The following is a 24,285-nucleotide window of genomic DNA, read 5'->3' as shown; positions in this document are numbered from 1 at the left end:
ATTGAGCTCCGATCAAATCACAGGAGGCGTGGTCACGCCGGCACCCAGCGATCGCTGCACCATCACCGTATCGGCCCAGCGGCCATAACGATACGCGACGCCCGGCAGCCGTCCGACGGTGGCAAAGCCGAAGCTGTGATGCAGGCCGAGCGAAGCGGTGTTGTCACCGTCGATATAGCCGATCATCTGACGGAAGCCCGCCGCCGCGCAAGCGTCGATCAGCTCGTGCATCAACAGCCGGCCGATGCCGCCGCCGAGGTGATCCGGATGCACATAGATCGAGTGCTTCACCGTATAGCGATAAGCCGGCCGCTTCCGGAACAGCACCACATAGGCATATCCCACGACGGTCTCGCCACGGATCGCCACCAGATGCGGGAAGCGGCGATTACGCAGGTTCTTGCGCCGCTCTTTCAGATCGCCCGGCTGCGGCGTGCCATGATCGTCGATTCCCTCATCGAGACCGCGCCGGATGTAATAGCGATAGATATCGAGCATCGCCTCGACGTCGCCGTCGTGCGAGGAGCGGATTAGGATCGGCGAAGCGGCGTCCACGGCAACTCCAAAAGGCGGCAGGCTATTCGGCCACGACATAGGTGTAGAGACGCACCCGCCCCGCTTCGTCGAACTCGCGGTAGACGCCCTGGATCTCGACTTCGAAGCCCGAGAATTCGTTGAAGCTGCGCTCGAACATCTGCAAGTAATCAAGCATCGGCTTGGCCCGTTCACTCATCCGCTCGCCGGGAACAATCGTCGCGATCCCCGGCGGATAAACCACGAAAGGCGTAGTGGCGATCCGGTTCGCGATCTGGCTGATCGGCAGATAATCGACATCGTTGCGCACCAGGCAGCGCGCGGCGTCGTGCGGCGACATTGCGATCTCGGGCAGGTGTTCAGGCAGGAACTGCTTGGCCTGCAGCGCGCTGACGTCGGCATCGCGGAAGAACCGGTGCATCTGGCCGCACAGGTCTCGCAGCCGCACGCCGGCATAGCGCGCCGGCCGGCGCCGACAGAATTCCGGAATCACCTCGTCGAGCGGCGCATTGTCGTCGTGGAGCTTCTTGAACGCGACAAGGCCACTAATGAGCGTGCCGGCCTTGCTCGCCTCGACGCCCGGCGTCAGCAGAAACAGCAACGAGTTGAGATCGTTCTTCTCCGGCACAATCCGGTTCTCGCGCAGATATTGCGCCACCACCGGCGCCGGCACGCCGTGCTCGGCGTAGCGGCCGGTCGCCCGGTCGAAGCCCGGCGTCAGCAGCGTCAGCTTGTTCGGATCGGTCATGGCGAAGCCGGGCGCCATGTCGGCAAAGCCGTGCCAGGCCGCGCCGGGCGAGATCTGCCAGAATGCCGGGTCGGTCGCGAGCTGATCGGTGCTCACCGCCTCCCAGGCGACGTCGTGCACCGCGCCTTCGCGCGCGGCGTCCGCGATCGTCACCCGATCGGGCACGAACGGATCGAAGAACCAACGCCGCTCCGGCCTCGCCTCCTTCTCTTCGAACTCTCGCCGCACCGCGCGGATCTTCTTGCGCAGCTCGATGCCGAGCCGGATCGTATCGTCCCATAGCACCTCGCCGGAGCGGCCCTTCATCATCTGCGCGCCGACATCGAGGGAGGCGAACAGCGGATAGAACGGCGATGTCGAGGCGTGCTGCATGAAGCTCTCGTTGAAGCGCCGGTGCTCGACCCGGCGCTTCTGGCCGCGGATGTGGCGATCCTTGATGTGGATCTGCGACGCCTGGGAGAAACTGGCGAGCTGCTTGTGGGTCGACTGCGTCGCGATGATGCCGGGGGCGTCGTCGCCGAGATTAGCGAGCCCCATCGCAAAGCGGCCGGCGTAGAGCGGGTGAAACTTCATGAAGCCGGCCCAGGCTTCGTCGAACAGGATGTAGTCGCACAGATGCCCGATGCGGCGCAGGATCATCTCGGCGCTGTGGATGGTGCCGTCATAGGTGCACTGTTCGACCACGGCGACGCGGAACGGGCGCGGCTTGCGCCACGCCTCCTTGTCTTTGACCAGCGGATGGTTGCGGATGCGCTCGCGTAGCGCCTCTTCGTCCAGCGCATCCCATGCCATCGGGCCGATCAGCCCCCAGGCGTTGCGGACGGTGGGGATGTAGACCGGAATCCCGCCGCCCATCATCAGCGCGCCGTGATGCGCCGCCTTGTGGTTGTTGCGGTCGAACAGGACGAGGTCGCCGTCGGTGACGAGCGCACCAAGCGCGACCTTGTTGGAGGTCGAGGTGCCGTTGAGCACGAAGTAGGTCTTCTCGGCGCCGAAGATCTGCGCGGCCTCCTTTTGCGCGCGCAGCGCCGGCCCCTCATGGGTGAGCAAATCGCCGAGGTCGAGCACCGAATTGTCGAGGTCGTCGCGAAACACCGCCTCGCCGAGATGCTCGATGAACACCCGCCCGATCGGGCTGCGGCTGTAGAACATGCCGCCGTTGTGGCCGGGACAGGTCCAGAGCTGGTTGCCCTCCTCCGCGTAGTCGACCAGCGCGCCGAAAAACGGCGTCTTCAGCGTGTCGGCATATTGCTTCAGGCGGCTGATCAGATTGCGCGCGATGAAGGTCGGCGTCTCTTCGGAGAGAAAGACGTAGCCGTCGATGAAATCCAGCACCTCGACCGGCACTTCCTCAAACCGCTTGCGGCGGATCAGCAGCACGATCGGGAAATCGAGACCCCGCCGCCGCATCAGATTGATCAGCGCAGCAGTCTTGCCCTCGAGCCCCTTCTTGCCCCAGTCGACCACCATGCAGCCGATCGCGGCGTCAGTCTGCACCGCGATCTCGGCATCCTCGAGCTTGCGCGCCTTGACGATCTCGAAGCCGGACCGTTCGATCTCGGCGACGATCTGGTTGAACCGGATGCCCTCGAGATCATCCGCCTCGAAGGTGGGTGCCGAGAACAGAAAGGTGAAACGCCTGAAATAGTCCATGAGGGTGCCCACGTGAATCGCCGACACTCTCTCGCCGCGTTGTGTGACAGTGTGGTGACAATGACTGTGGCCAGCGGCTGCCATGGATGACGCGCGAACGGCGGTCGCGGTAGCCGGCGCAACAACTTCAAGTGGTGCGGCGTAGCACAGGCCGACGACTGTTCGCGCGATGTACGCGAGCCGACGCTCCCCAGCGAACGGGGCCGCCCCTCCATGATCACGCTCTGACCGCTGATGTCCGTTGTCCGCGGACCTGATTAATCGCGAGGCGGCATCTGCCTGGACAATGCGGTCGACAGGCGAGCGGCATTACTGCAAAGCTGGCGGAAATCAGCCCACAGCCGAATGGAGCCGTAATGACGAATGACCGCCCTACCGATCCCCGCACCAATTGGGCGCAACTTTCGCAAAGCGAGCGCGACGCGGCTTACGACAACAACAGCGCCGTCAAGAACAGCCCCGAGTTGATCGCCGAACGCAACTCCTCGTCCGCGCAGGCGCGTGAGACGTTGAAGTCGGTGCTCGACCTGCCCTACGGCCCACGCCCGAACAACAAGATCGACCTTTATCCCGCGGCCGAGCGCGACGCGCCCTGCCTCGTGTTCTGGCATGGCGGCTATTGGCAGAAGAATTCGCGCGAGCTATTTGCCATGTTGGTCGAAGGCATCGCCGCGCACGGCTGGTCGATGGCAATCCCCGGCTACTCGCTGGCGCCCGACGTGTCGCTCACCACGATCGTCGACGAAAGCCGCGCCGCGCTCGACTGGCTCGCGGCGCACGGCCCCGAGCATGGTGTCGCCGGCCCCATCGTCACCTCGGGCTGGTCCGCCGGCGGACATCTGGTGGCGATCACGTTGGATCATCCGCTGGTCACCGCGGGCCTGTCGATCTCCGGCGTGTTCGATCTCGGCCCGATCCGCGACACCGGTCTCAACAAGGCATTGCAACTGACCGATGACGAGATCGAACAACTGTCGCCGCTGCGGCAGCCGATGATCGACAAGCGGCTCGATCTTGCTTACGGCGCCAACGAACTGCCGGCGCTGGTGCTGGATTCGATGGACTTGTACGCACGCCGTCAGGCCGCAGGTGCACCGGGGCGGCTACTGCCGCTCGCCGGCCACGACCACTTCTCGATCCTCGCCGAACTCCGCCGGCCCGACGGCGCGCTGGTGAAGGCCGCGCGCGAGCTGATCGACTGAAGCTCAGCTCTCGCGCGGAGGCTTCAGCGCGGCGGCGTTGATCAACACTTCGCCGCGCTCGACCCGGACCGGATAGAGCCGTAACGGCCGGCTCGGCCAGCCGTCCGAGATGGCTCCGTCAATCAGGCTGAAGGAGGCGTCGTGGCGCGGACAGGCCAGCCGCCCGTTGACCACTCGTCCGCAGGCGAGATCTGCCTGCTCGTGCGGACAGGCCCGCTCGCACGCCGACACCATGCCGCCGTCCGAAATCAACGCGAGATCAACGCCGGCCACACGAACCGCGACGATGCCCTCGGCCGTCAGCCGCGGCAGGCTGCAAACCGGAAACCATTGGTCCTGAGAGCGCGCAACGCCGCCGGTCCAATCCTCAGCCACCGAGATACGCCTTGCGGACGTGCGGATTGGCGATCAGCTCGGCGCCGGTGCCCGACAACACGATGCGGCCGCCTTCGAGCAAGTAAGCGTGGTCGCACATGTCGAGTGCTGCGAAGGCGTTCTGCTCAACCAGCAGCACCGTGGTGCCGGTGTCGCGGATGCGGCGGATGATCGCGAAGGTGCGCTCGACGATGTTCGGCGCCAGCCCGAGCGATGGCTCGTCGAACATCACCAGGCGCGGCCTGCTCATCAGCGCACGACCGATCGCAAGCATTTGCTGCTCGCCGCCGGACAGCGTTCCAGCGGCCTGTTTGCGGCGCTCGGCAAGTCGCGGAAACTCGCCGTAGATCCGATCGCGGTCAGCGGCCACCTCGGATCGATCGCTGCGCAGATAAGCACCCATGTCGAGGTTTTCCTCGACGGTCATATGCGGAAACACGCGGCGGCCTTCCGGGCAATGCGCAATGCCGGATTTGAGGATGCGCGGCGGCCGCGCGCCTGTGAGCACTTCGTTGTCGAACCGCAGCGCGCCGGCACGCAGCGGCACAAGGCCGGAGATCGCCCGCAGCGTCGTGCTCTTGCCGGCGCCATTGGCTCCGATCAACGCGACCAGTTGACCAGCCTTCACCTCGAAGGTGATGCCCTGCAGCGCGGTGACGCCGCCATAGCCGCATACAGCGTTGATGAGCTCAAGCATGCTTCACCCCCTGGCCGAGATAAGCTTCGATCACCGCCGGATCGTTGCGGATCACGTCCGGCGTCCCTTCGGCGATGATGCGGCCATAGTTCAACACCACGATCCGATCCGACACGCTCATCACCATCGGCATGTCGTGCTCCACGAGAAGAATAGTGATGCCGCGATCGCGGATCTTCCGGATCAGCTGGACGAAGGTATGCGTCTCCGATGCGTTCATGCCGGACACCGGTTCGTCGAGCAGCAGCATCGACGGCTCGGCGGCCAGCGCCAGCGCCACGCCGACCAGGCGTTGCTCGCCGTAAGATAGCGAGCCGGCGAGATCATGCGCACGGCGGCCGAGGCCGACCCATTCGACCAGCTCGGCCGCCTTCTCTTTCAGCTCCGCCTCCAGCCGCCGCACCCGCGGCAGCCCGAGCACCGACGGCAGCACGCCGACCCGGCCGCGGCGATGCAGCCCAATCAGGACGTTGTCGTAGACCGTGTCGTTGGGAAACACGCTTGTGCGCTGGAAGGTGCGGATCAGACCGAGATCGGCAATCGCCTGCGGCTTCATCCCGCGCAGCGACTGGCCGCGATAGGTGACGTCTCCGTGCGTCGGCGTCAGGAAGCCGGTGACGACGTTGAATGCCGTGGTCTTGCCGGCGCCGTTGGGGCCGATCAAGCTGACGATCTCGCCCTCGCCGACCGAGAACGTCATGTCGGAGATCGCAACGAGGCCGCCGAAGTGCATCGCGACCTTGTCGACGCTCAGCGCCGTCCGCATCGCAGGCTGCTTCAAGGCTACTGAGGCTGTCATCATGCGCCCTCCTCGACGCCGCGCTTGGCGAAACTCGGCGTTGCCACCGACTTCATCCGCGGGAGCCACTGCACCAGCGCCGGCACGATGCCGCGCGGCATGATGAACAGGATGACGATCAGCGCGCTGCCATAGGCGATCCACTGCGCCTCCGGCGCCATCACCGGCCGGAGCGCCACCGGCATCAAGCCGAAAATCAGCCCGCCGACCACCGGCCCGGCGAGCGTGCCCTTGCCGCCGGTGATCACCATGATCACCATCGTCACCGTGTTGATGAAGGCGAAAACCTCAGGATCGATGATCTTGATGTAGTGCGCATACAAGCTGCCGGCGCCGCCGCAGATGCCGGCCGAAACCACAGCCGCCAGCGTCAACGTCTTGGTGACATCGATGCCGATCGACACCGCCAGAGTCTCGTTCTCCATCAAGCCACGCATCGCCCGACCGACATGCGAACGCACCAGCCGGGCAATCAGGAGATAGCAAAGAACGGCAACGCCAAGCACTAGGTAGTAGTTGTGCAGCTTGGTGCGGAAGATGAACTCGCCGAGCCCGGGGAAGCTCACCTGCATCGGCGGAATGCTGGTCAGCGCCAACGGCCCCTGCGTCAGCTCGACCCAGTTCAGCGCCACCAAACGCACCACCTCGGCGAACGAGATGGTGACGATGACGAAATAGGCGCCGCGCACCCGGAACGATAGCCGCCCGACCAGATAGCCGCACAGCGCCGACACCAGCACGGCGACCGCGAAGCCGGCCAGCGGCGGCCACGGCTCGTGCACGACGTGCAATCCGAATGGCAGGCTGATGCTGAAGCCGAGCGAGGTCAACGCGCTGACATAGGCGCCGATGCCGAAGAAGGCGATGTGGCCAAGGCTGAGCTGGCCGGTGAAGCCGAGCAGCAGATTGAGGCTCATCGCGCCGATCACGAAGATCCCCGTGGTGATCAGCGCGTTGAGCAGATACGGATCGCTCAGCCATAGCGGAACGGCGGCGAGCGCGGCGACAATGATGATCGACAGCAACAGTTTCATCCGACGCGCTCCGCACGAGGAAACAGCCCGGTCGGGCGGAAGATCAGCACGGCGATGATGATCAGGAAGCCCATCGCGTCGCGATAGCCGGACGAGATGTAGCCGGCGCCCAGCTCTTCGGCGAGCGCCAGGATAACGCCGCCGATCACCGCGCCGGTGATGTTGCCGAGACCGCCGAGAATGACGATGGCGAACGCTTTGACGGCGGCAAGATCGCCCATCGCTGGATAGACCACGTAGACCGGGCCGAGCAGTGCGCCGGCCGCGGCGGCGAGGCTCGAGCCCATTGCGAAGGTCGAGGTGTAGATCAGGTTGACGTTGACGCCCATCAGCGCTGCCGTGTCCTGATCCTGGAAGGTCGCGCGCATCGCGCTGCCGAGCCGAGTGCGGTTGATCAGCACGTAAGTGAGCACGATCAACGCGCCGGCAGCGAGCAGCACGAACAGCCGCAGCCACGACACTGAGATCGGGCCGATCTCCAGCGGCGCGTCCGGAAACGGCGTCGGCACCGATTTGGCGACGCCGCCCCACACCCACAAAGTCGCCGACTGCATTGCGATCCAGGCACCGATCATCACCAGCATGGTGGTGTCGATGTCCGAGCCCCGCAGCGGTCGCAGCAGCGTCAATTCCACCAGCGCGCCGAGGGCCCAACCGCTTGCGATCGCCAGCGGCAACGCGACGAAGAAGTTCAGCTCGAGCTTCTGCACCACAATGAACATCACGTAGGCACCGAAAGTGTACAGAATGCCATGGGTGAAATTCACGACATTCATGATGCCGAAGATCAGCGTGAGGCCGATGCCGAGCAGCGCATAGGTGCCGCCGAGCACGAGCGTGTTGATGAGATGCTGGAGTAATTCGCCCAAGGTCGATCCTCACCTGCCGGGGAAGGACGAGGCGCTGGTTGCGCCTCGCCGGTGGTCGTGTCGTGCGATCAGAGGTCCTTCATCCCGACTTTGCCGTCGGCGATCTCGATCAGGTACACGTTGGGCTGGCTCTGGCCGCTCTCCTTGCCGGCGGGGCCGGACTTCTGGAACACAATGTCGCCGTTGAGGCCCTTCAGCTTGATGTCCCACAGCGCGGCCTTGATCGCGGCCGGCTCGGCCTTGCCGGCCTTTTCGATCGCGGCCGCCGCGGTGCGGATGCCGTCATAGCCGCGGAAGCTCTCAGTGCAGCCCGCGAAGTCGAAGCCGCGCTTCTTCCATTCGGAGACGAAGTACGTCGTCGCTTCCGGGTTCGGCGTCTTGTCCGGGAACCACGGCAGGAAGGTCGTCAGATGCATCGTGCCGTTGGCGGCGGCCCCCGCCTGGGCGATGATCTGGTCGGGGTTCTGCGAACCGCCGGTGGTGATAATCCGCTTCTTCAGGCCGAGCGCGGCCGCCTGCTTGAAGAGCAGCGTCAACTGATCGACCGCGGCAGTGACGATGATCGTTTCGGAGTCCGAGCCCTTCAGTTTGGACAGCTGCGCGCTCATGTCCTGCGCGCCCTGGTCCATGGTCTCGACCAGGCCGACGCCGATGCCCTTCTCCTTCATCATCTTGCCGAAGTCCTCGGCGGCGCCGCGGCCCCAATCGTTGTTGATGACCAGGAAGTCGACCTTCTTCAGGCCGAGCTTGTCGATGATCTTGGCGAACGCGGCGGCCTCGATCGCCGACGGCGGCGAAATTCGGAAGATGTAGGGATTACCCGTGGTGGTGATTTTGCCCGAGGATGAGGTCTCCACCACCATCGGCACTTCGTATTCGATCAGCTTGGGCATCACCGCCAGCGTCAGGCTCGATCCCCAGGCGCCCATCATCACCGGCGTCTTGTCGCGGGTGATCAGTTTCTCGGCAACCGCGGCCGCTTCGGTCGGGTTGCTCTTGTTGTCCTCGATCACCAGTTCGATCTGTTTGCCGAGCACGCCGCCCTTGGCGTTGATCTCGTCTGCGGCGATCTTGGCGCCGTTGACGACGTAAGTGCCCGACGCCGCGAAGGCGCCGGTCAGCGGTTCGTTGACGCCGATCTTGATCGTCTCGGCCGAGGCCGAGGCCATCAGGCACGCCGTCGCCAGCGCGATGACAGAAGCAGTCCGCAGGGTTCGCATCATCCTCGTTTCTCCGTGATCGTTTGTTGTTTCACCGGACGCCGCCCCCGGCGTCCGTCGCACGTCGACTTCGCCCGCCGCTAATGGCGGGACGTCCCTCCCAGCCAGCGCGGCAGCCGCGCCCTTATCAGGCTGAGCAGAAGTGCCAGCCCGTTGAGATGTTGTGCAGCTTGAGCAGGACCGACCGTCTCACCGGACAGCTTGCGTTCGAGATTGGCTGCGAACTGATCGACCAGCCGTCGCGCAAGATCGCGCACCAGGCCGCTACGTCCGACCTGCGCCAGCAGACCAGTGAGCGTGTAGCCGATCGTCAGATCGACCCGTGTCACGCGCCCCTCACCCAGCGGCGTCAGTCGGTAGCGGATTTCACCCTGGGTCGACGACCGGCTGCGGCGATCATTGCCGGTGCCGATGATGCGACCCGAGCAGCCGTCAGCGGCACGCTCGATCCGGGCGACGCCCGCGAATTGCGCCGCGATCGGCCCGACCTGCACGCGGATCTCGCCTTCGATGCGATTGGGATCGGCGGCGTTGGTCAGAGCGACGCCAGGCAAACAGGCAGCGACCGCGGCGACATCTGCGAACAACGCAGCGACGTCCGCGGGCGGATGCTGCACCTCGAACGCCTGCTCGATCGTGGCGGTCGGCGTGAAGTCAGCAATCGCAGCAGCCGGACGAGTCGCTGTTACGCTCGCCGCCGCAGACGGCGACGCCACACGGAGATCGGCCTTCGCCGCGCCATGCCCCGATCCAGCCGGCCCAAGTATCGTACGCCCCCCACCGACGACGGGTTGGATGCCACGCGCGCGACGCGCGGCAATCACCGACATCACTGCGCGGACGATGCCGACATAGCCGGTGCAGCGGCAGAGATTTCCACTCATGCCGATACGAATCTGATGCTCGTCCGCATCGGGCAGCCGCAGCACCAGATCGCGCGCCGACACCAGCATGCCGGGGGTGCAGTAGCCGCATTGCAGCGCGTGTTCGCGTGTGAACGCGGCGCGGAGTTCGGTCGCGATCTCGTCGTCGTCGAGTCCTTCGATGGTAGTGACAGCAGCGCCTTCGCAAGCCGCTGCGAAGGTGATGCACGAACGCGCCGGAACGCCGTCGATCAACACCGTGCAGGCACCGCAGACGCCGTGTTCGCAGCCTAGATGCGTACCGGTCAGATCGAGTTGATCGCGCACCAGGTCGGCGAGGCTGGTGCGCGGCTCGGACCGGCAATCGACGGCACAGCGGTTGACGGTCAGCGCCAGCGTGCTCATGCGGCCTCCTGCAGGGCGCGCTTCAGCACCGTGAGATGGATGTGGCGATGCACGGCATCGGTGACGCCTGCTTCGTTCAGCAATCGGTCCGCCACGCGCGGATCGAACCGGGTCTTGTAGTCGGCGTCGACACGGCCGCCGAACAGCTCGGCCGGCTTCGCGATCAGGACCGGTGCGGCATCGAGCGCGCCGATGACGATTCGCGCACTGCCCGCGCCGGGATCGATCAGCGCCGCGCACTGGCCGTGCGCGAACTCGCCGGTCTTGCGGCAGGCCTTCACATAGCCCCAATGAGCCGCACCAGACCGCTTCGGAATATGGATCGCAGCCACCAGTTCGCCGGGCTGCAAACAGCTCTGCAGCGCACCGACGATGAATTCGGACAATGACACCTGTCGGCTTGCGGATGCGCTGCGCAGCGTCACGCGTGCGCCGAGCGCCGTCAGCACCGACACCCAGTCGGCAGCCGGGTCGGCATGGCTCAGCGAGCCACCGATCGTGCCGCGATTGCGCACCGCGCGATAGGCGATATTGGCCGCGACGCTCCGCATCGCGCCGGCGCTGACGTCCGGGACGCGGCCGTCTTCGATATCGGCGTGGGTGACGCAGGCGCCGAGCACCAGCTCGTCGCCGCGGATCTCGGCCTGCTTCAGCTCGTCGATGGCGGTGATGTCGACGATCTGCTCCGGCTGCGCCAGCCGCAGGTTCAGCATCGGCCCCAGCGACTGGCCGCCGGCCATCACCTTGGCGCCGGCGTTGCTGGCAAGCAACGCCAATGCAGAGGTGAGATCGCGCGGGCGGGCGTAATCGAACGGCGCGGGCTTCATGCGGCCGCCCTCCGCGCGTTCTGCGCCGCGATCAACGCTTCGACCACACGATGCGGCGTGATCGGAGACCGCATCAGTTCAGCGCCATAGGGCCGCAGCGCGTCGTTGACGGCGTTGGCGATCGCGGCCGGCGGCGCGATCGCACCACCCTCGCCGATCCCCTTGACGCCGAACCGCGTATAGGGCGCCGGCGTCTCCATGTGATCGAGCCGTGGCGCCGGCACTTCGGTCGGGCCTGGCAACAGATAATCCGCAAATGTCGTCGCCAGCGGCTGACCGCTCGCATCAAACGGCATCTCTTCATAGAGCGCGGTGCCAATGCCCTGCGCGAGGCCGCCGAAAATCTGGCCGTCGACCACCATCGGATTGATCAGCACGCCGCCATCTTCGACGATCACGTAGTCGAGAATTTCGACCGCGCCGAGATCGGGATCGACGGCGACGACCGCCGCATGCGCGGCGTAGCTGAAAGTGCCGCTATCGCGCTGCGGCTTGTAGCCGGAGGTGACGTCGAGGCCGCCGGGATCGACATCCTTCGGCAGATCCTGCGGGCGGCGATACCAGGTGTGGGCGATCTCGCGCAGCGTCACGCTGCCGTTCGGGCCGTGGACCTCGCCGTCGCGCAGTTCGACGTCGGCCAAATCCTGCTGCAGCAGCTTGGCGCCGATGCGCTTGATGCGGTCGCCGAGATCGCCGCACGCGGTCGCCACTGCTCCGCCGGCCATCACGGCGCAGCGCGAGCCCCATGTGCCGGTCGAATACGGCGTCATCGCCGTGTCGCCCAGGATGATCCGCACGTTGCCGACATCGATGCCGAGCATCTCGTGGGCGACCTGCGCCAGCGTGGTTTCCATGCTCTGGCCGTGCGAATGCACGCCGACGCGCAGTTCGAGCCCGCCGTCCGGGGTCAGCCGGGCCGTTGCCTGCTCATGGCCCGGCACCATCGGGATGCCCCAGCCGGAATACACCGACGTGCCGTGCGCAGCCTGCTCGCAATAGATCGACACGCCGAGCCCGATACGGCGTCCGTCCGGCTCGCCGCGGCGCTGCCGCGCGCGCAGGGCCTCGATATCAATGGCCTCCAGCGCCCGCCGCATCGCTTCTGGGTAGTCGCCGCTGTCGAAATGCTTGTTGGTGATGTTGTCGAACGGCATCTGCTCGGGCCGCACCAAATTGCGCAGCCGCACTTCGCTCGGCTCCAGCCCTGTTTCGGCCGCGACGAGATCGAGCATCAGTTCCAGCGCGAAGCAGACACCGGTGCGCGCGACGCCGCGATACGGCAGGATCGGACATTTGTTGGTCGCGACTGAAAAGGTCCGGCAGCGATAGGCCGGCATCACATACGGCCCGGGCAGGATGCTGGCGACCTGCGCGGCTTCGAGGCATGCGGAGAACGGATAGGACGAGTACGCGCCGGAATCGACCGTCGCCTCGCAATCGATCCCGCGCAGCTTGCCATCGCGATCGGCATAGAGCGTGATCTTGTAATGATGCTCGCGGCAATTGGCGCTGGCAGTGAGATGTTCGCGACGGTCCTCGATCCAGCGCACCGGATGGCCGAGCCGCATCGTCAGCCACGACAGGCAGACTTCCTCGGGCAGCAGGATGCCCTTGTGCCCGAACCCGCCGCCGACATCCGGCGAGATCACCCGGATGCGGCCCTGGTCCATGCCGAGGCATTCGGCAAGGCCGCTCCGATTGATATGCGGCATCTGCGCCGAGGTCGTGACGACGAGCTGATCGAGCCGGTGATCAAAGCTGGCGACCACTCCGCGGCCTTCGAGCGGCGCCATACACTGCCGCGCCGTGGTGATCTCGCGCGACACTTTGACGGGCGCGTCGAGCGCCGCCGAGATGTCGACCTCGAAATTGGTTTCGAGGAAGACGTTATCGCCCCAATGCTCGTGCACCAGCGGCGCACCGGGTGCGCGCGCCTGCCGCATGTCGTGCACCGCCGGCAACTCTTCGAGATCGAGCACCACGGCGGCCGCGATATCCTCGGCTTCAGCGCGCGTCGGCGCGACACACATCGCGATCAGTTCGCCGACCTGCCGGACCTTTTCGGTCGCCAGCACCGGCTGTTCGGAGATCTTGAAGCCCGGCAGTCCCGACACCGCCCGGATCGGATTGACACCAACGAGATCCGCGGCGGTGAACACCCGGTCGCGATACGCTTCCGGCACATGGATGCCGCGGAGGCGAGCATGCGCCAGCGGACTGCGCACGAAGGCGACGTCCTGCATCCCGGCGAGGCGGATGTCGGCCACGTATTGGCCGCGACCGCGCATCAGGCGATCGTCCTCCTTGCGCGGCAGGCGTGCACCGACGCCCTGCCCGCTGCCCTGACGCTGATCGATCCGTCCGTGCACCGCCGATCCCTCCTCAGGCTGCAACGGCTTCGGGCAGGATCGCGGCGTCGGCGTCGTAGCGAACGCCGGCGCGCAGGCAGAAGGCCGGCTGCAGCAGGCTGTCCGCGATGACTTCGGTGTTCTCATTGTCGCGCAGCACGAAGCGGCCGGCGCGCTGCGTCAGCACCGACACGTCCGCCGCCATCCCGACCTTCAGCGCGCCAATCTCATCGGCTCGATTGATCATCTTGGCCGGATTGGCGGTGACCATCGGCACCACCTGCTCCAGCGACAGGCCGAGCGCCATCATCGAACTCATCGCCTGCACCAGGCTGAACTTGGCCTGCCCGGCGAACGGATGGTTCTCCTCGTCCTCGTGCTGATCGGGCGTTCCGGCCGGCGCCGGCACATGGGTGTTGTAGCCGTGAATGTCGGCGCCAAGCGTCGTCGGCACGATGCCAGCGGCGATCGCCTTCTTGGCAAGCCGATAAGAGAAGTGGCTGCCGTGGCCGACATCGACCTTCAGACCGCGATCGAGCGCCGCCTGAATCACAGGATGGACGACGCCTTCGCGATTGATGAAGCCGCCAGGGTGGCGCGTGAACGGATGCGCCAGCACGTCGCCTTCCTTCAGCAGCGGAATGACGCGGGTCAGGATCGTGTCGGCGTCTTCGCCATTGGCGCCGCTCTCCGGCAGGCCCCAGAGCTGGCCGAAATGCACATACACCGGCAGCTCGGCGCGGCGGCCGATCTCCGCCGCCATCTCGATGACGCGAATGCCCCAGCGTGCAAAGCCGCCGATCTCCGCATGCGCTTTGATGCCGCGCACGATGTCCGGATTGGCGCGCGCGGCCTTCACGGTGGCGTCGATGTCGACGCCCTCCGGGCTGTAGAGCTGCGGGTAGTAATGACCTTCCAGGCCACCAACCAGATACGCCGACAGGAACGCATAAACGCGCGACTTCGCCGGCTCGGCGATGAAGTGACGGAAGCCCGGCAGCGTCATGCAAGACGGGCCGCCCTGATCGATCAGCGCCGTGACGCCCGACCGCACGCCGACCATATCGGGGTTCATGCCGAAGCGGCCGGACACATACTGATAGATGTGCGCGTGCGTATCGATCAGCCCGGGCAGCACCAGCTGGCCGGCAACGTCCACCACCTCCTTGGCGCTCGACGGCAGAATGTCCTTCTGCACGGCGGCGATCTTGCCGCCCCTCACCGCGACATCCATCACGCCATCGATGCCGGACGCCGCGCAGATCACGCGCCCGCCACGCAACAGAAGATCAAAGCTGGCACTCACCGACATCGAACTGCTCTCCACGAACCTGACCAAAATTACGAAGCATGCTTCGCATTTGCATCTAGCAAGGCTTATGCCAAAGTCTAAGAGACCAAGGACGGAGAGAATCGCGTTACTGATTTTCGCTGCGCGGCGCCGGCCGTTCAGCTTGCAGAGATGGAGAGAAACGCTTGCGGCAGAAGCATTTCCGCGCGGTCGAGGCGACGCACGAACCTTGGCCCTTGGCCCAGCGTCCCGGCTTTCTGATCCGGCGCTTGCACCAGATCCATGTGGCGCTGTTTCAGCAGGCATGTGCTGAATTTGAAGTCACACCGCTGCAATACAGCCTGCTGTCTGCGCTCGCGGCCCGCAAAACCGCCGATCAAACAACGCTCGCGGCTGACATCGCGCTCGACCGAACCACGACCACCGGCGCACTCAAACGCCTCGAAGCCCGCCACCTGGTCGAGCGACCGGTCAACGCCGAAGACCGCCGCGCCCGCTTGTGCCGCCTCACGAAGGCCGGCGCTCATCTCCTGGCTAAGATCGAAGGCGCCGCCCGCTCCGCCCACGAGGCGACGCTGCAAGGCCTGTCGGCACGCGAGCGAACTCAGTTCGTCGCAATGATGCAGCGCATCGTTGCGCAGAATGCCAACCAGGACACCGAGGCGCCCTCGCTCGAATGAACCGCTGCTGGTCCCTTACTCGCAAGATGCTCACACGTTGATCATTGGTCTCAAATCAACGCTGAGATCGAGAGGCGCTCACCTTCTGGAACGGAACTAATTTGCGGATCGCGCAACGTCGAGCAGCTTACTGATCGCCGCACCTGGCAAGAATTTGATCTGCAATGTGATGAGCTTTGGCGAACGAGAGTCGCGATCGTTTGTTCGCGTAACAAATACAGACGATGTGGCCGCTTCCGCGACACCAATCGGCTCAGTCTACGGAGGATCAATCGTACGCGCTGCTCAACAGAGGGTCAGCGCGAATTGCGGCGTACGGAGATCAAGCCAATACGCTCGAGCGCCTGCATAGGTTCGGTCAGGAAACACAAAGCCGTCGTGCGTCTGCACGTCGGTCGTGTTTTAACACCATTCAACATATGAGAAGGTTGAAGTGGTGGGCGCACTAGGGCTCGAACCTAGGACCCGCTGATTAAGAGTCAGCTGCTCTACCAACTGAGCTATGCGCCCGCAGCCGTTTCGGCTGGGTCCCTTGCGGGGACGGCGTCGTTTAGCAAAGCCCACCGGGGATGTCCAGCAATGCGGACGACTTTTTTCACATCTGTGGGGAGAAACTTCGGGTCGCGAAAATCGCAGCAGTTTCAGCGGGTTTGAAGCAGGCCAAGACGGCCGTGCGCTCCTGCCGAAGCCTCCTGTTCTCCCACAATCCGATGCGCGGCGCGCGAGGACCTGCCAAACGGCCGGCTCGTGCTCTTCCGAGGACGCATGACCGCTGTCGGAGACGGTCTAAGGTGAATCTGGAAGTGACCTCCGGCGGCTTATGCGGCCGCCGGAGGTCCTTGTCGAAGTCTAAGTCAAAGCCGGCTCGGGCCGTCGCCGTCGTCCATCGGGCCGTGCCGGTCCATCATCGGGCCGCGGCCGCCGCGCTCCCAGCGCGGGCCGCGATCGTCGTCGCCGTCACGGTCGCGGTGCATGAAGCCGTGATGATGGCGCCAGCCGAAACCGCCGCCCTCCATCCGGGTCAGCACCCGCAGGCGGCGCTTCTGGCTGTCGTCGAGCGATTTGTAGAGCGGGTCGGCGGCGTCGGCGATCTTCTTCATCGCAGCCGCGGTCGCGGCCATCGAATCGGCGCGGTCCCGCAGCCGTGCCACCGGATCGGCATCACGCGGCTCGCGGTCGTCGTCGCGGGCCTTCATCCGCGCCTGGGCGCGGTCGATCCGCAGCTTGACCAGATCCTTCACCGCGGCCTCGACCGGCGGCCACAGCTTCTCCTGATCGGGGGTGAGCTGCAGCCCGGCCTTCACGGCCGCGATCTTGGCGTCGGCGAACGCGCTGCGATCCTGAGCGCTGAATGCGTGCCGGCCATGATCGAACCAGCCGCGATGCTCGGCGTAAGCCGCCGTCGAACCGGCGAACACGAGCGCGGCGACGCCGGCGAGCAGAACCTTCTTCATGGCAACCTCCTTCAAAAGGTAGCCATGAAGATGAGCGCCCTGCCCGGCGGCTTCAACTTAACGATTGGACAGACGAGGCCGTATTACCAAGATGTAATGTGCTGTTAGCAGACCGAAACGAACGGACACCAACTACAACATACCGAGCATCCGCGGCAGCCACAGCGAGATCTCGGGCACGTAAGTGACCACCGCCAGGAACGCCAGCATGGTGAGCAGCCACGGCATCACCGCCACCGTCAGCTCGGTAATGCCCATTTTGGCGATGCCGGAGGCGACGTAGAGGTTGAGGCCGACTGGCGGGTGGCACATGCCGACCTCCATGTTCACCACCATCAGGATACCGAGATGGACCGGGTGAATGCCGAGCTTCACCGCCACCGGGAACAGGATCGGCGCCATGATCAGCACGATCGAGGTCGCCTCCATCACGTTGCCGGCGAGCAGCAGCAGGATGTTCACCACCAGCAGGAACCAGACCCAGTTCACGCCCGCGGTCGACATCCAGGTCGCGATCTGCTGCGGGATGTTTTCGTTGGCCATCAGGAACGAGAACAGCACGGCGTTGGTGATGATGTAGAGGATCATCGCGCTCATGTTGGCCGAGCCGAGCAGCACCCGCGGGACATCGCGCAGGCGCATGTCGCGATAGACGAACACTGCGATGATGAAGGCGTACACCGCACTGATCGCCGCCGCTTCGGTCGGGGTGAACATGCCGGCATAGATGCCGCCGAGCACGATCACGATCAGCAGGAGGCCCCAAACGCACTTGCGGAACGCGTCGAACCGCTCGGCCCAGCTCGCCTTCGGCAGCCGCGGATAGTCGTGCTTCCAGGCGCGGTAGAAGGTCGTGAGGCCGAGCAGCGAGGCCAGCATGATGCCGGGAATGACGCCGGCCATGAACAGCTGGCCGACCGAGGCCGACGACACGCGATTGCCGTCCGGATCGAGCGCGATCGAACCGCCGGTCGCCACCGCATACACCACCATGACAATGGACGGCGGGATCAGGATGCCGAGGGCGCCCGAGGTGGTGATGACGCCGGCGCCGAACCGCTTCGGGAAGCCCTGCTTCACCATCGCCGGCAGCATGATCGAGCCGATCGCGATCACGGTCGCGGGTGAGGAACCCGAAACCGCGGCGAACAGCGCGCAGGCCATCACGCCGGCCAAGCCGAGGCCACCGTACCAGTGGCCGACCATCGTGGTAGCGAAGTTGATCATGCGGCGGGCGACGCCGCCGTGGGTCAGGAAGTTGCCGGCCAGGATGAAGAACGGGATCGCCATGATCTCGAAGTTCTCGATGCCGGTGAACAGCTTCAACGACACCGCTTCCATCGGCACGTTGGTCATCAGCACGACGAACGACAGCACGGTGAGACCGAGCGCGATCGAGATCGGCATGCCGGTCAGCATCAGAGCGATCAGCAGCCCGAAGATGATTGCGGTGTTCATCGCACCGCCTCCGCCGCTGCGGCCGCGGACCCGGGCATATGTGGTTCGTCGATGCCCTCGACCTGACCGTGGTCGTGATGCGGCAGATGATCATGGCGCCAGAAGTGGTAGGCGACCTGGAGGAAGCGGAAGCACATCAGATAGGAACCGAGCGGAATGCAGAGATAAACGATCCAGCTCGGGATCTCGAGATCCGGCGAGGTCTGGTTGGTATCGATCAGGCCGTAGACGAATTTGGCGCCCATCGAGCCGATGATGAAGGTGAAGAACGCGCCGCAGAACAGACCGAACAGGATCGTCGCCTTGCGCAGGTTCGGACGCATCACGTTGACCAGCACGTCGACGCCGACATGGATGCCGGTGCGCACGCCGTAGGCGGCACCGAACTTCGCCATCCACACGAACATGTAGATGCACAGTTCCTGCGCCCACGACAGGTCGATCGGAAACAGGATCGGATAGAGGATTGGGATGCCGACCAGATAGCGGTGCATCACCGCGATGAAAATCAGCAGCGTGGCGCCGCCGATCATCGTGGCAATCAGAATTTCCTCGAGCCTGTCCAGGATGCGCAGGACCATAGATTCCCCCTGTGGATCGGCCGGTCGCTGCGGTGAGGACGAGAAGACGGCCGTCGCTTGATTCCAGTCCCGCAGCCCCTGCGGTCCGGCAAAAGCAGAGGGCGCCCGCGTCGAAACGCGGGCGCCCGTTCGCAAATGTTACTTGGTCGGACCGCCGCCGCTTTCCTTGATGAACTCTTCGATCAGAGCCTTGCCGACGCGGCCGCCGACGTCGTCGTACACCGGCGCCATCGCCTTGCGCATCGCGAGGTTCTGCTCCGGCGTCAGGGTGATGATCTCGGTCTTACCCGACTTCTTCATCTCCTCGAGGGCTTCCTCGTTTTCCTTCTGCGACTGGCTGTTGCCGAATTCGGTGGCTTCCTTCATCGCCTTGTCGAGCTGCGCACGGACGTCGGCCGGGATGCCGTCCCAGAACTGCTTGTTCACGATCACCGCGTAGCCGATGTAGCCGTGGTTGGTGACGGTGGTGTACTTCTGCACTTCGTGCATCTTCTGGGTGTACATGTTCGACGGCGTGTTCTCCTGGCCGTCGACGACGCCGGTCTGCAGCGCCTGATACACTTCGGAGAACGCCAGCACCTGCGGGATCGCGCCCAGCGCGCGGAACTGAGCGTCGAGCACCTTCGACGACTGAATCCGGAACTTCAGGCCCTTGTAGTCTTCCGGCGCGATCAGCTTCTTGTTCGCGCTCATGATCTTGAAGCCGTTGTCCCAATAAGCGAGACCGGTGATGCCCTTGGAATCGAGCAGCTTGAACAGCTTGGCGCCGACCGGACCGTTGGTCACCTTCCGCAGCGCGGCGATGTCCGGCAGGATGTAGGGCAGATCGAAGACTTCGAATTCCTTCACGCCGGCCGGGCCGAACTTCGAGATCGAGGGCGCGAGCATCTGCACAGCGCCGAGCTTCAGCGCGTCGAGCTCTTCCTTGTCCTTGAACAGCTGCGAGTTCGGATAGACTTCGACCTTGACCTTGCCGTCGGTGTACTTCTCGGCGAGCTCTTTGAACTTATCGGCGGCCATGCCCTTCGGCGTGTTGGGCGCCACCACATGGCTGAACTTGATGACGATCGGCGACTGCGCGGCGGCCGGGCCGACGAGCCCGAGCACGGCGATCGATGCGAGTGCTAGAATGGATTTACGCATGTTTTCTCCCGATTCCTTATGAGGAACGCACCCGCGTCCCCGCCCCGTTCGATTACCAGCCGCACCAATACAGAGAAGCACTACGAAAGGCTATTGCCCCTTCGCAGGGTCGCCGTCAACAACTGCTGCAACGCGGAAAAAGGGCGATGCACAGCGGCATCGCCCTTTCGAACCGTTCCAGAAGTTGTAGCTGTCAGCCGCGGTTGTGCGACTTATTCACGCATCAGCCGGCGACGGCCACCGTCGGCGCATCTTCGCGCACGCTGCGCTGACGCTTGGCGACGATTTTGTTGAGCGCGCCCAGGTAAGCCTTCGCCGAGGCCACCAAGGTGTCGGGATCGGCTGCGCGCGCGGTCATCGAGCGGCCTTCATGGCTCAGCCGGACCGATACTTCCGCCTGCGCGTCGGTGCCCTCGGTGACGGCATGCACCTGATACAGTTCCAACTTGGCATCGTGCGGCACCAGCGCCTTGATGCAGTTGAACACCGCGTCCACCGGGCCGTTGCCTTCGGCTTCCTCAATCCGGATCTGGCCGTCGACGTCCAGCTTCATGGTGGCGCGCTGCGGGCCATGGGTGCCGGCGATCACCGTCAGCGACATCAGCTTGATCTGGTCCTGGCCGTGCAGCAGCTGCTCGTCGACCAAGGCCTCGATGTCCTCGTCGTAGACGTCCTTCTTGCGGTCGGCCAAAGCCTTGAACCGCACGAACACGTCCTCGATCTGGTTGCGGGACAGCTTGTAGCCCAACTCTTCCAGCTTGTGGATCAAGCCGGCGCGGCCGGAGTGCTTGCCCATCACCAGCGAGGTGCCCTTCACGCCCACCGTTTCGGGCGTCATGATCTCGTAGGTCTGGGCGTTCTTGATCATGCCATCTTGGTGGATGCCGCTCTCGTGCGCGAACGCGTTCCGGCCGACGATCGCCTTGTTGTACTGCACCGGGAACGAGGTCGCCGCCGATACGGTCTTGGAGGCGTGAGTCAGCATCGTCGACTCGATCCGGTTCCAGTACGGCAACTTGTCCTGCCGCACCCGCATCGCCATCACCACCTCTTCCAAGGCGGCGTTACCGGCGCGCTCGCCGATGCCGTTGATGGTGCATTCGATCTGGCGGGCGCCGCCAGCGACGCCGGCCATCGAATTGGCGACCGCCATGCCGAGGTCGTTATGGCAGTGGACCGAGAACCGCGCCTTGTCGGAATTCGGCACCGTCTCACGAACCTTGCGGAACAGCTCACGATATTCCTCCGGCACCGCGTAGCCGACGGTGTCCGGCAAGTTGATGGTGGTGGCGCCGGCTTTGATCGCCGCCTCGATGCAGCGGCACAGGAAATCGAACTCGGTACGGGTGGCATCTTCCGCCGACCATTCGACGTCGTCGGTGTGGTTGCGGGCGCGGGTCACCGACGAGATCACCATCTCGTAGACCTGCGCGGCGTCCATCTGCAGCTTGTACTTCATGTGCACCGGCGAGGTGGACAGGAAGGTATGAATACGGCCGCGCTCGGCCGGCTTGATCGCCTCGGCGCAGCGGTCGATGTCCTTGTGGGCCGCACGCGACAAGCCGCAAATCACCGAATTCTTCGAGCGCTTGGCGATTTCATGCACCGCCTCGAAGTCACCATCGGAGGCGAACGGGTAGCCGGCCTCGATCACGTCGACGCCCATGTCGTCGAGCATCCGGGCGACGTTCAGCTTCTCCTCGAATGTCATGGTGGCGCCGGGGCACTGCTCGCCGTCGCGCAAGGTGGTGTCGAAAATGATGACGCGGTCCTGTTCGGACTGGGTGGTGGTGGTCATGAAAAATGTCCTTTGGTCGGGGCGCCGCGCGGGCGCATGAGGGCCTGGCTGTCGTGCGATCCCCTGAGTGCCCAGGCAAAACTGCCCAGACGGCCCTCAGGGGCGGCTAAGAAGCAGCAGCCCGCCAAGCGCGAGGGTCTCGAGCGCTTCGAAAGCGGCGGCGGTCGGAATCAGCACAGCCGGAATCGCGGACGCGGCGGTGATCGCCGTTCCTTCCATTCCAATGCTGCCGCTGCCAATCGTCATTCCCGACACCTTCAGGGTCCTATCGTCGGCGACAACCGCTAAAAGAGCGTTAGGTTGACGCAAGAGTCCGACGGACCGAACGGATAGTCTTGTAAACGACCTCGCCACTGTTTCGCAACGCCAAATCGTGGGCAAAAGCCCTGATAAAGCGTCAGAAACCCTGACCTAAACCATGGTCGGGCTGGCGATGCGTCGCCGTGGGTTTCTTCACCCGCCGAAACCGCTTATGGCTGTGCACCAGCCGAACGACCCCGACCGGAGCACCGACGTTGAACTCGATCGCCCATTCCACGCTTGCCGCCGCCAGCCCCACCATCCGCCACGACTGGACCCGCGAGGAAGCCGCGGCGATCTATCATGCGCCGTTCGCCGACCTGATGTTCCGGGCGCAGACGATTCACCGCCAGACCTTCGATCCGAACCAGGTCCAGTGCAATCAGCTGCTCAACGTCAAGACCGGCGGCTGCGCCGAGGATTGCGGCTATTGCAGCCAATCCGCCCATCACGATACCGCCCTGCCCGCCTCCAAGCTGATGGAGCCGGCTAAGGTGATCGAGGCCGCCAAGGCGGCTCGCGACGCCGGCGCGACGCGCTATTGCATGGGCGCAGCCTGGCGTTCGCCGAAGGAGCGTGACATGGCGCCGGTGATCGAGATGGTGAAGGGCGTCAAGGCGCTCGGCATGGAAGCCTGCATGACGCTCGGCATGCTGACCGACGATCAGGCCAAGCAGCTCGCCGACGCCGGCCTCGACTACTACAACCACAACATCGACACCTCGGAAGAGTTTTACGCCTCGGTGGTGAAGACCCGCAGCTTCGGCGACCGCCTCGATACGCTGGAGAAGGTCCAGGACGCCGGCATCAAGGTGTGCTGCGGCGGCATCCTCGGCCTCGGCGAGAAGCCGACCGACCGTGTCGAGATGCTGCGGACGCTCGCCAACCTGCCGCAGCATCCGGAGAGCGTGCCGATCAACATGCTGATCCCGATCGAGGGCACCCCGATCGCCCAGACCGCGACGCCGGTCGATCCGTTCGAATTCGTCCGCACCATCGCGCTGGCGCGCATCATGATGCCGAAGTCGGATGTCCGCCTCGCCGCCGGCCGCACCGCGATGAGCGACGAGATGCAGGCGCTGTGCTTCCTCGCCGGCGCCAACTCGATCTTCATCGGTGACACCCTGCTGACCACTCCGAACCCGGGCGACAGCAAGGACCGCGCGCTGTTCAACCGCCTCGGCATCACCCCGCGCGACGACCTCGGCGTCCACGCGCACAGCTGAGACGCGCCCCCAAAGACCGTCGTGGCCGGTCCCGGCCATGACGGTTGGGAAAGTAATTAGTCCTCGCCGCGCAGCAGCATCGTCAGAAAGGCGGTGACGAAGCGTGGCATCGAGGGCAGGAAATCGTCCTTCGAACGCACCAGATACATCCGGCTGAACTCCGGCAGTTCCTCTTTCGCCAGATGCTTTTCGACCCGGGCCTTCAGCGCCTCGCCCGGCTGATCCACATCCAGAATCCGCAGCATCGCCACGGAGGCGCCGGCCTCGACGCAGTGCCAGTGATCGGCGGCGTGGTAATCGAACCGCGTCAGCCCGGTCTCTTCCTTCACCTCGCGCGCCACGCTGGAGGCCATCTCCAGCCGGCGGTTGCGGACGTCGGACGGGTCCGGCGTGCCGCCGGGAAAGTACACCCGGCCGGCATTGGCAGTGTGGGCGCCCATCTCGCCGAGCAGGATCGCGCCGTCGCTGGCGCGAAGCACACCCATGCCGAAGCCGTTGAACACGGAGGCGTCGGGAAACTCCCATTCACGCCAGCACATGAAGCTGGCGAAGTCGGTTTCGAAGAACTCGGCGCTGAAGTACGGGCCATCGAACTGCGGCCGGCGCGCCATCAGCACGCGTCCGTTCCACAGCTTCGGCTGCTCGGCCTGCCGGCGTTCGAAATGCGCATCGATGTCGGCGCGGCGCGCCTCTGCGAATCGCCACGCGTAGTCGCTGACCCAGAGGTCCAACTGGCCGACGCGGTGGATAGTAACGGGCGGCGATGAGCTCATTGCAGCG

Annotated in this window: 22 protein-coding genes and 1 tRNA gene; 3 read left to right on the top strand and 20 right to left on the bottom strand. The window is 64.8% G+C overall.

Going from position 1 to position 24,285, the window contains the following annotated elements:
* Positions 1-12 precede the first annotated feature (12 nt).
* Both RPPS3_RS10440 and RPPS3_RS10435 read right to left on the bottom strand, forming a co-directional pair.
* Positions 13-594, bottom strand: a complete 582-nt coding sequence (locus tag RPPS3_RS10440) for a GNAT family N-acetyltransferase (RefSeq protein ID WP_107344011.1) — start codon at positions 592-594, stop codon at positions 13-15.
* Positions 578-2,935, bottom strand: a complete 2,358-nt coding sequence (locus RPPS3_RS10435) for an Orn/Lys/Arg decarboxylase N-terminal domain-containing protein (protein ID WP_107344010.1) — start codon at positions 2,933-2,935, stop codon at positions 578-580. Before RPPS3_RS10435 ends, RPPS3_RS10440 begins: the two co-directional genes overlap by 17 nt.
* 356 nt (positions 2,936-3,291) lie before the next feature.
* Here RPPS3_RS10435 and RPPS3_RS10430 point away from each other — a divergent pair, with 356 nt between their 5' ends.
* Positions 3,292-4,137 (top strand): alpha/beta hydrolase, encoded by an 846-nt coding sequence (locus tag RPPS3_RS10430; RefSeq protein ID WP_107344009.1) that lies wholly within the window; start codon positions 3,292-3,294, stop codon positions 4,135-4,137.
* A gap of 3 nt (positions 4,138-4,140) precedes the next feature.
* Here RPPS3_RS10430 and RPPS3_RS10425 read toward each other — a convergent pair whose 3' ends face one another.
* The 10 genes from RPPS3_RS10425 to RPPS3_RS10380 all read right to left on the bottom strand — a co-directional run bounded on the left by RPPS3_RS10425 (position 4,141) and on the right by RPPS3_RS10380 (position 14,886).
* Positions 4,141-4,512 carry a Rieske (2Fe-2S) protein gene (locus RPPS3_RS10425; RefSeq protein ID WP_107344008.1) on the bottom strand — a complete coding sequence of 124 codons (372 nt, stop codon included), beginning with the start codon at positions 4,510-4,512 and terminating at the stop codon, positions 4,141-4,143.
* Positions 4,505-5,209, bottom strand: a complete 705-nt coding sequence (locus tag RPPS3_RS10420; protein WP_107344007.1) for an ABC transporter ATP-binding protein — start codon at positions 5,207-5,209, stop codon at positions 4,505-4,507. Before RPPS3_RS10420 ends, RPPS3_RS10425 begins: the two co-directional genes overlap by 8 nt.
* On the bottom strand, positions 5,202-5,975 hold the full coding sequence (locus RPPS3_RS10415; protein WP_107344006.1) for an ABC transporter ATP-binding protein: 774 nt from the start codon (positions 5,973-5,975) through the stop codon (positions 5,202-5,204). Before RPPS3_RS10415 ends, RPPS3_RS10420 begins: the two co-directional genes overlap by 8 nt.
* Positions 5,976-6,007: 32 nt before the next feature.
* Positions 6,008-7,042, bottom strand: a complete 1,035-nt coding sequence (locus RPPS3_RS10410; protein WP_107344005.1) for a branched-chain amino acid ABC transporter permease — start codon at positions 7,040-7,042, stop codon at positions 6,008-6,010.
* On the bottom strand, positions 7,039-7,911 hold the full coding sequence (locus RPPS3_RS10405) for a branched-chain amino acid ABC transporter permease (protein WP_107344004.1): 873 nt from the start codon (positions 7,909-7,911) through the stop codon (positions 7,039-7,041). The genes RPPS3_RS10410 and RPPS3_RS10405 overlap by 4 nt, the downstream gene beginning before the upstream one ends.
* Before the next feature lie 68 nt (positions 7,912-7,979).
* Positions 7,980-9,134 (bottom strand): ABC transporter substrate-binding protein, encoded by a 1,155-nt coding sequence (locus tag RPPS3_RS10400; protein ID WP_107344003.1) that lies wholly within the window; start codon positions 9,132-9,134, stop codon positions 7,980-7,982.
* A gap of 77 nt (positions 9,135-9,211) precedes the next feature.
* Positions 9,212-10,399: a xanthine dehydrogenase family Fe-S subunit gene (locus RPPS3_RS10395; RefSeq protein ID WP_107344002.1), complete on the bottom strand. Its 1,188-nt coding sequence runs from the start codon at positions 10,397-10,399 to the stop codon at positions 9,212-9,214.
* Entirely contained in the window at positions 10,396-11,226 is an 831-nt protein-coding gene (locus tag RPPS3_RS10390) for an FAD binding domain-containing protein (protein WP_107344001.1), read from the bottom strand. Before RPPS3_RS10390 ends, RPPS3_RS10395 begins: the two co-directional genes overlap by 4 nt.
* A complete protein-coding gene (locus RPPS3_RS10385; protein ID WP_199852222.1) occupies positions 11,223-13,514 on the bottom strand; it encodes a xanthine dehydrogenase family protein molybdopterin-binding subunit in 2,292 nt (763 codons plus the stop codon). The genes RPPS3_RS10390 and RPPS3_RS10385 overlap by 4 nt, the downstream gene beginning before the upstream one ends.
* Positions 13,515-13,608: 94 nt before the next feature.
* Positions 13,609-14,886: an amidohydrolase/deacetylase family metallohydrolase gene (locus tag RPPS3_RS10380; RefSeq protein ID WP_107343999.1), complete on the bottom strand. Its 1,278-nt coding sequence runs from the start codon at positions 14,884-14,886 to the stop codon at positions 13,609-13,611.
* Positions 14,887-15,050: 164 nt separating this feature from the next.
* On the opposite strand from RPPS3_RS10380, the gene RPPS3_RS10375 reads away from it, so the two are divergent.
* Entirely contained in the window at positions 15,051-15,545 is a 495-nt protein-coding gene (locus RPPS3_RS10375) for a MarR family winged helix-turn-helix transcriptional regulator (protein WP_234820168.1), read from the top strand.
* Positions 15,546-15,979: 434 nt separating this feature from the next.
* Here the strand turns inward: RPPS3_RS10375 and RPPS3_RS10370 are convergent.
* From RPPS3_RS10370 to RPPS3_RS24475, 7 genes are all read right to left on the bottom strand, one after another.
* Positions 15,980-16,055, bottom strand: a tRNA-Lys gene (locus RPPS3_RS10370).
* A 344-nt stretch (positions 16,056-16,399) separates the two neighbouring features.
* The gene (locus RPPS3_RS10365) at positions 16,400-16,999 is read right to left on the bottom strand and encodes a Spy/CpxP family protein refolding chaperone (RefSeq protein WP_107343998.1); all 600 of its coding nucleotides are present in this window, start codon (positions 16,997-16,999) and stop codon (positions 16,400-16,402) included.
* Between the two features lie 132 nt (positions 17,000-17,131).
* Entirely contained in the window at positions 17,132-18,457 is a 1,326-nt protein-coding gene (locus RPPS3_RS10360; RefSeq protein WP_107343997.1) for a TRAP transporter large permease, read from the bottom strand.
* Positions 18,454-19,038: a TRAP transporter small permease gene (locus RPPS3_RS10355; protein ID WP_107343996.1), complete on the bottom strand. Its 585-nt coding sequence runs from the start codon at positions 19,036-19,038 to the stop codon at positions 18,454-18,456. The genes RPPS3_RS10360 and RPPS3_RS10355 overlap by 4 nt, the downstream gene beginning before the upstream one ends.
* A 138-nt stretch (positions 19,039-19,176) precedes the next feature.
* A complete protein-coding gene (locus RPPS3_RS10350; protein ID WP_107343995.1) occupies positions 19,177-20,181 on the bottom strand; it encodes a TRAP transporter substrate-binding protein in 1,005 nt (334 codons plus the stop codon).
* 223 nt (positions 20,182-20,404) lie between these two features.
* Complete coding sequence (locus RPPS3_RS10345; RefSeq protein WP_107343994.1) at positions 20,405-21,979, bottom strand: 2-isopropylmalate synthase; 1,575 nt, start codon at positions 21,977-21,979, stop codon at positions 20,405-20,407.
* A 96-nt stretch (positions 21,980-22,075) separates the two neighbouring features.
* Entirely contained in the window at positions 22,076-22,225 is a 150-nt protein-coding gene (locus RPPS3_RS24475) for a hypothetical protein (protein WP_159059326.1), read from the bottom strand.
* A gap of 269 nt (positions 22,226-22,494) precedes the next feature.
* On the opposite strand from RPPS3_RS24475, the gene bioB reads away from it, so the two are divergent.
* On the top strand, positions 22,495-23,505 hold the full coding sequence (bioB, locus tag RPPS3_RS10340) for a biotin synthase BioB (protein ID WP_107343993.1): 1,011 nt from the start codon (positions 22,495-22,497) through the stop codon (positions 23,503-23,505).
* A 56-nt stretch (positions 23,506-23,561) separates the two neighbouring features.
* Here the strand turns inward: bioB and RPPS3_RS10335 are convergent, their stop codons facing one another.
* Positions 23,562-24,278 carry an NUDIX hydrolase gene (locus RPPS3_RS10335; RefSeq protein WP_107343992.1) on the bottom strand — a complete coding sequence of 239 codons (717 nt, stop codon included), beginning with the start codon at positions 24,276-24,278 and terminating at the stop codon, positions 23,562-23,564.
* Positions 24,279-24,285: the final 7 nt, after the last annotated feature.

The organism is Rhodopseudomonas palustris (genome assembly GCF_003031265.1).
GTDB lineage: Bacteria > Pseudomonadota > Alphaproteobacteria > Rhizobiales > Xanthobacteraceae > Rhodopseudomonas > Rhodopseudomonas palustris_H.
Note: the sequence above shows the minus strand (reverse complement) of the source record. Positions and strands in the feature narration are given on the sequence as shown.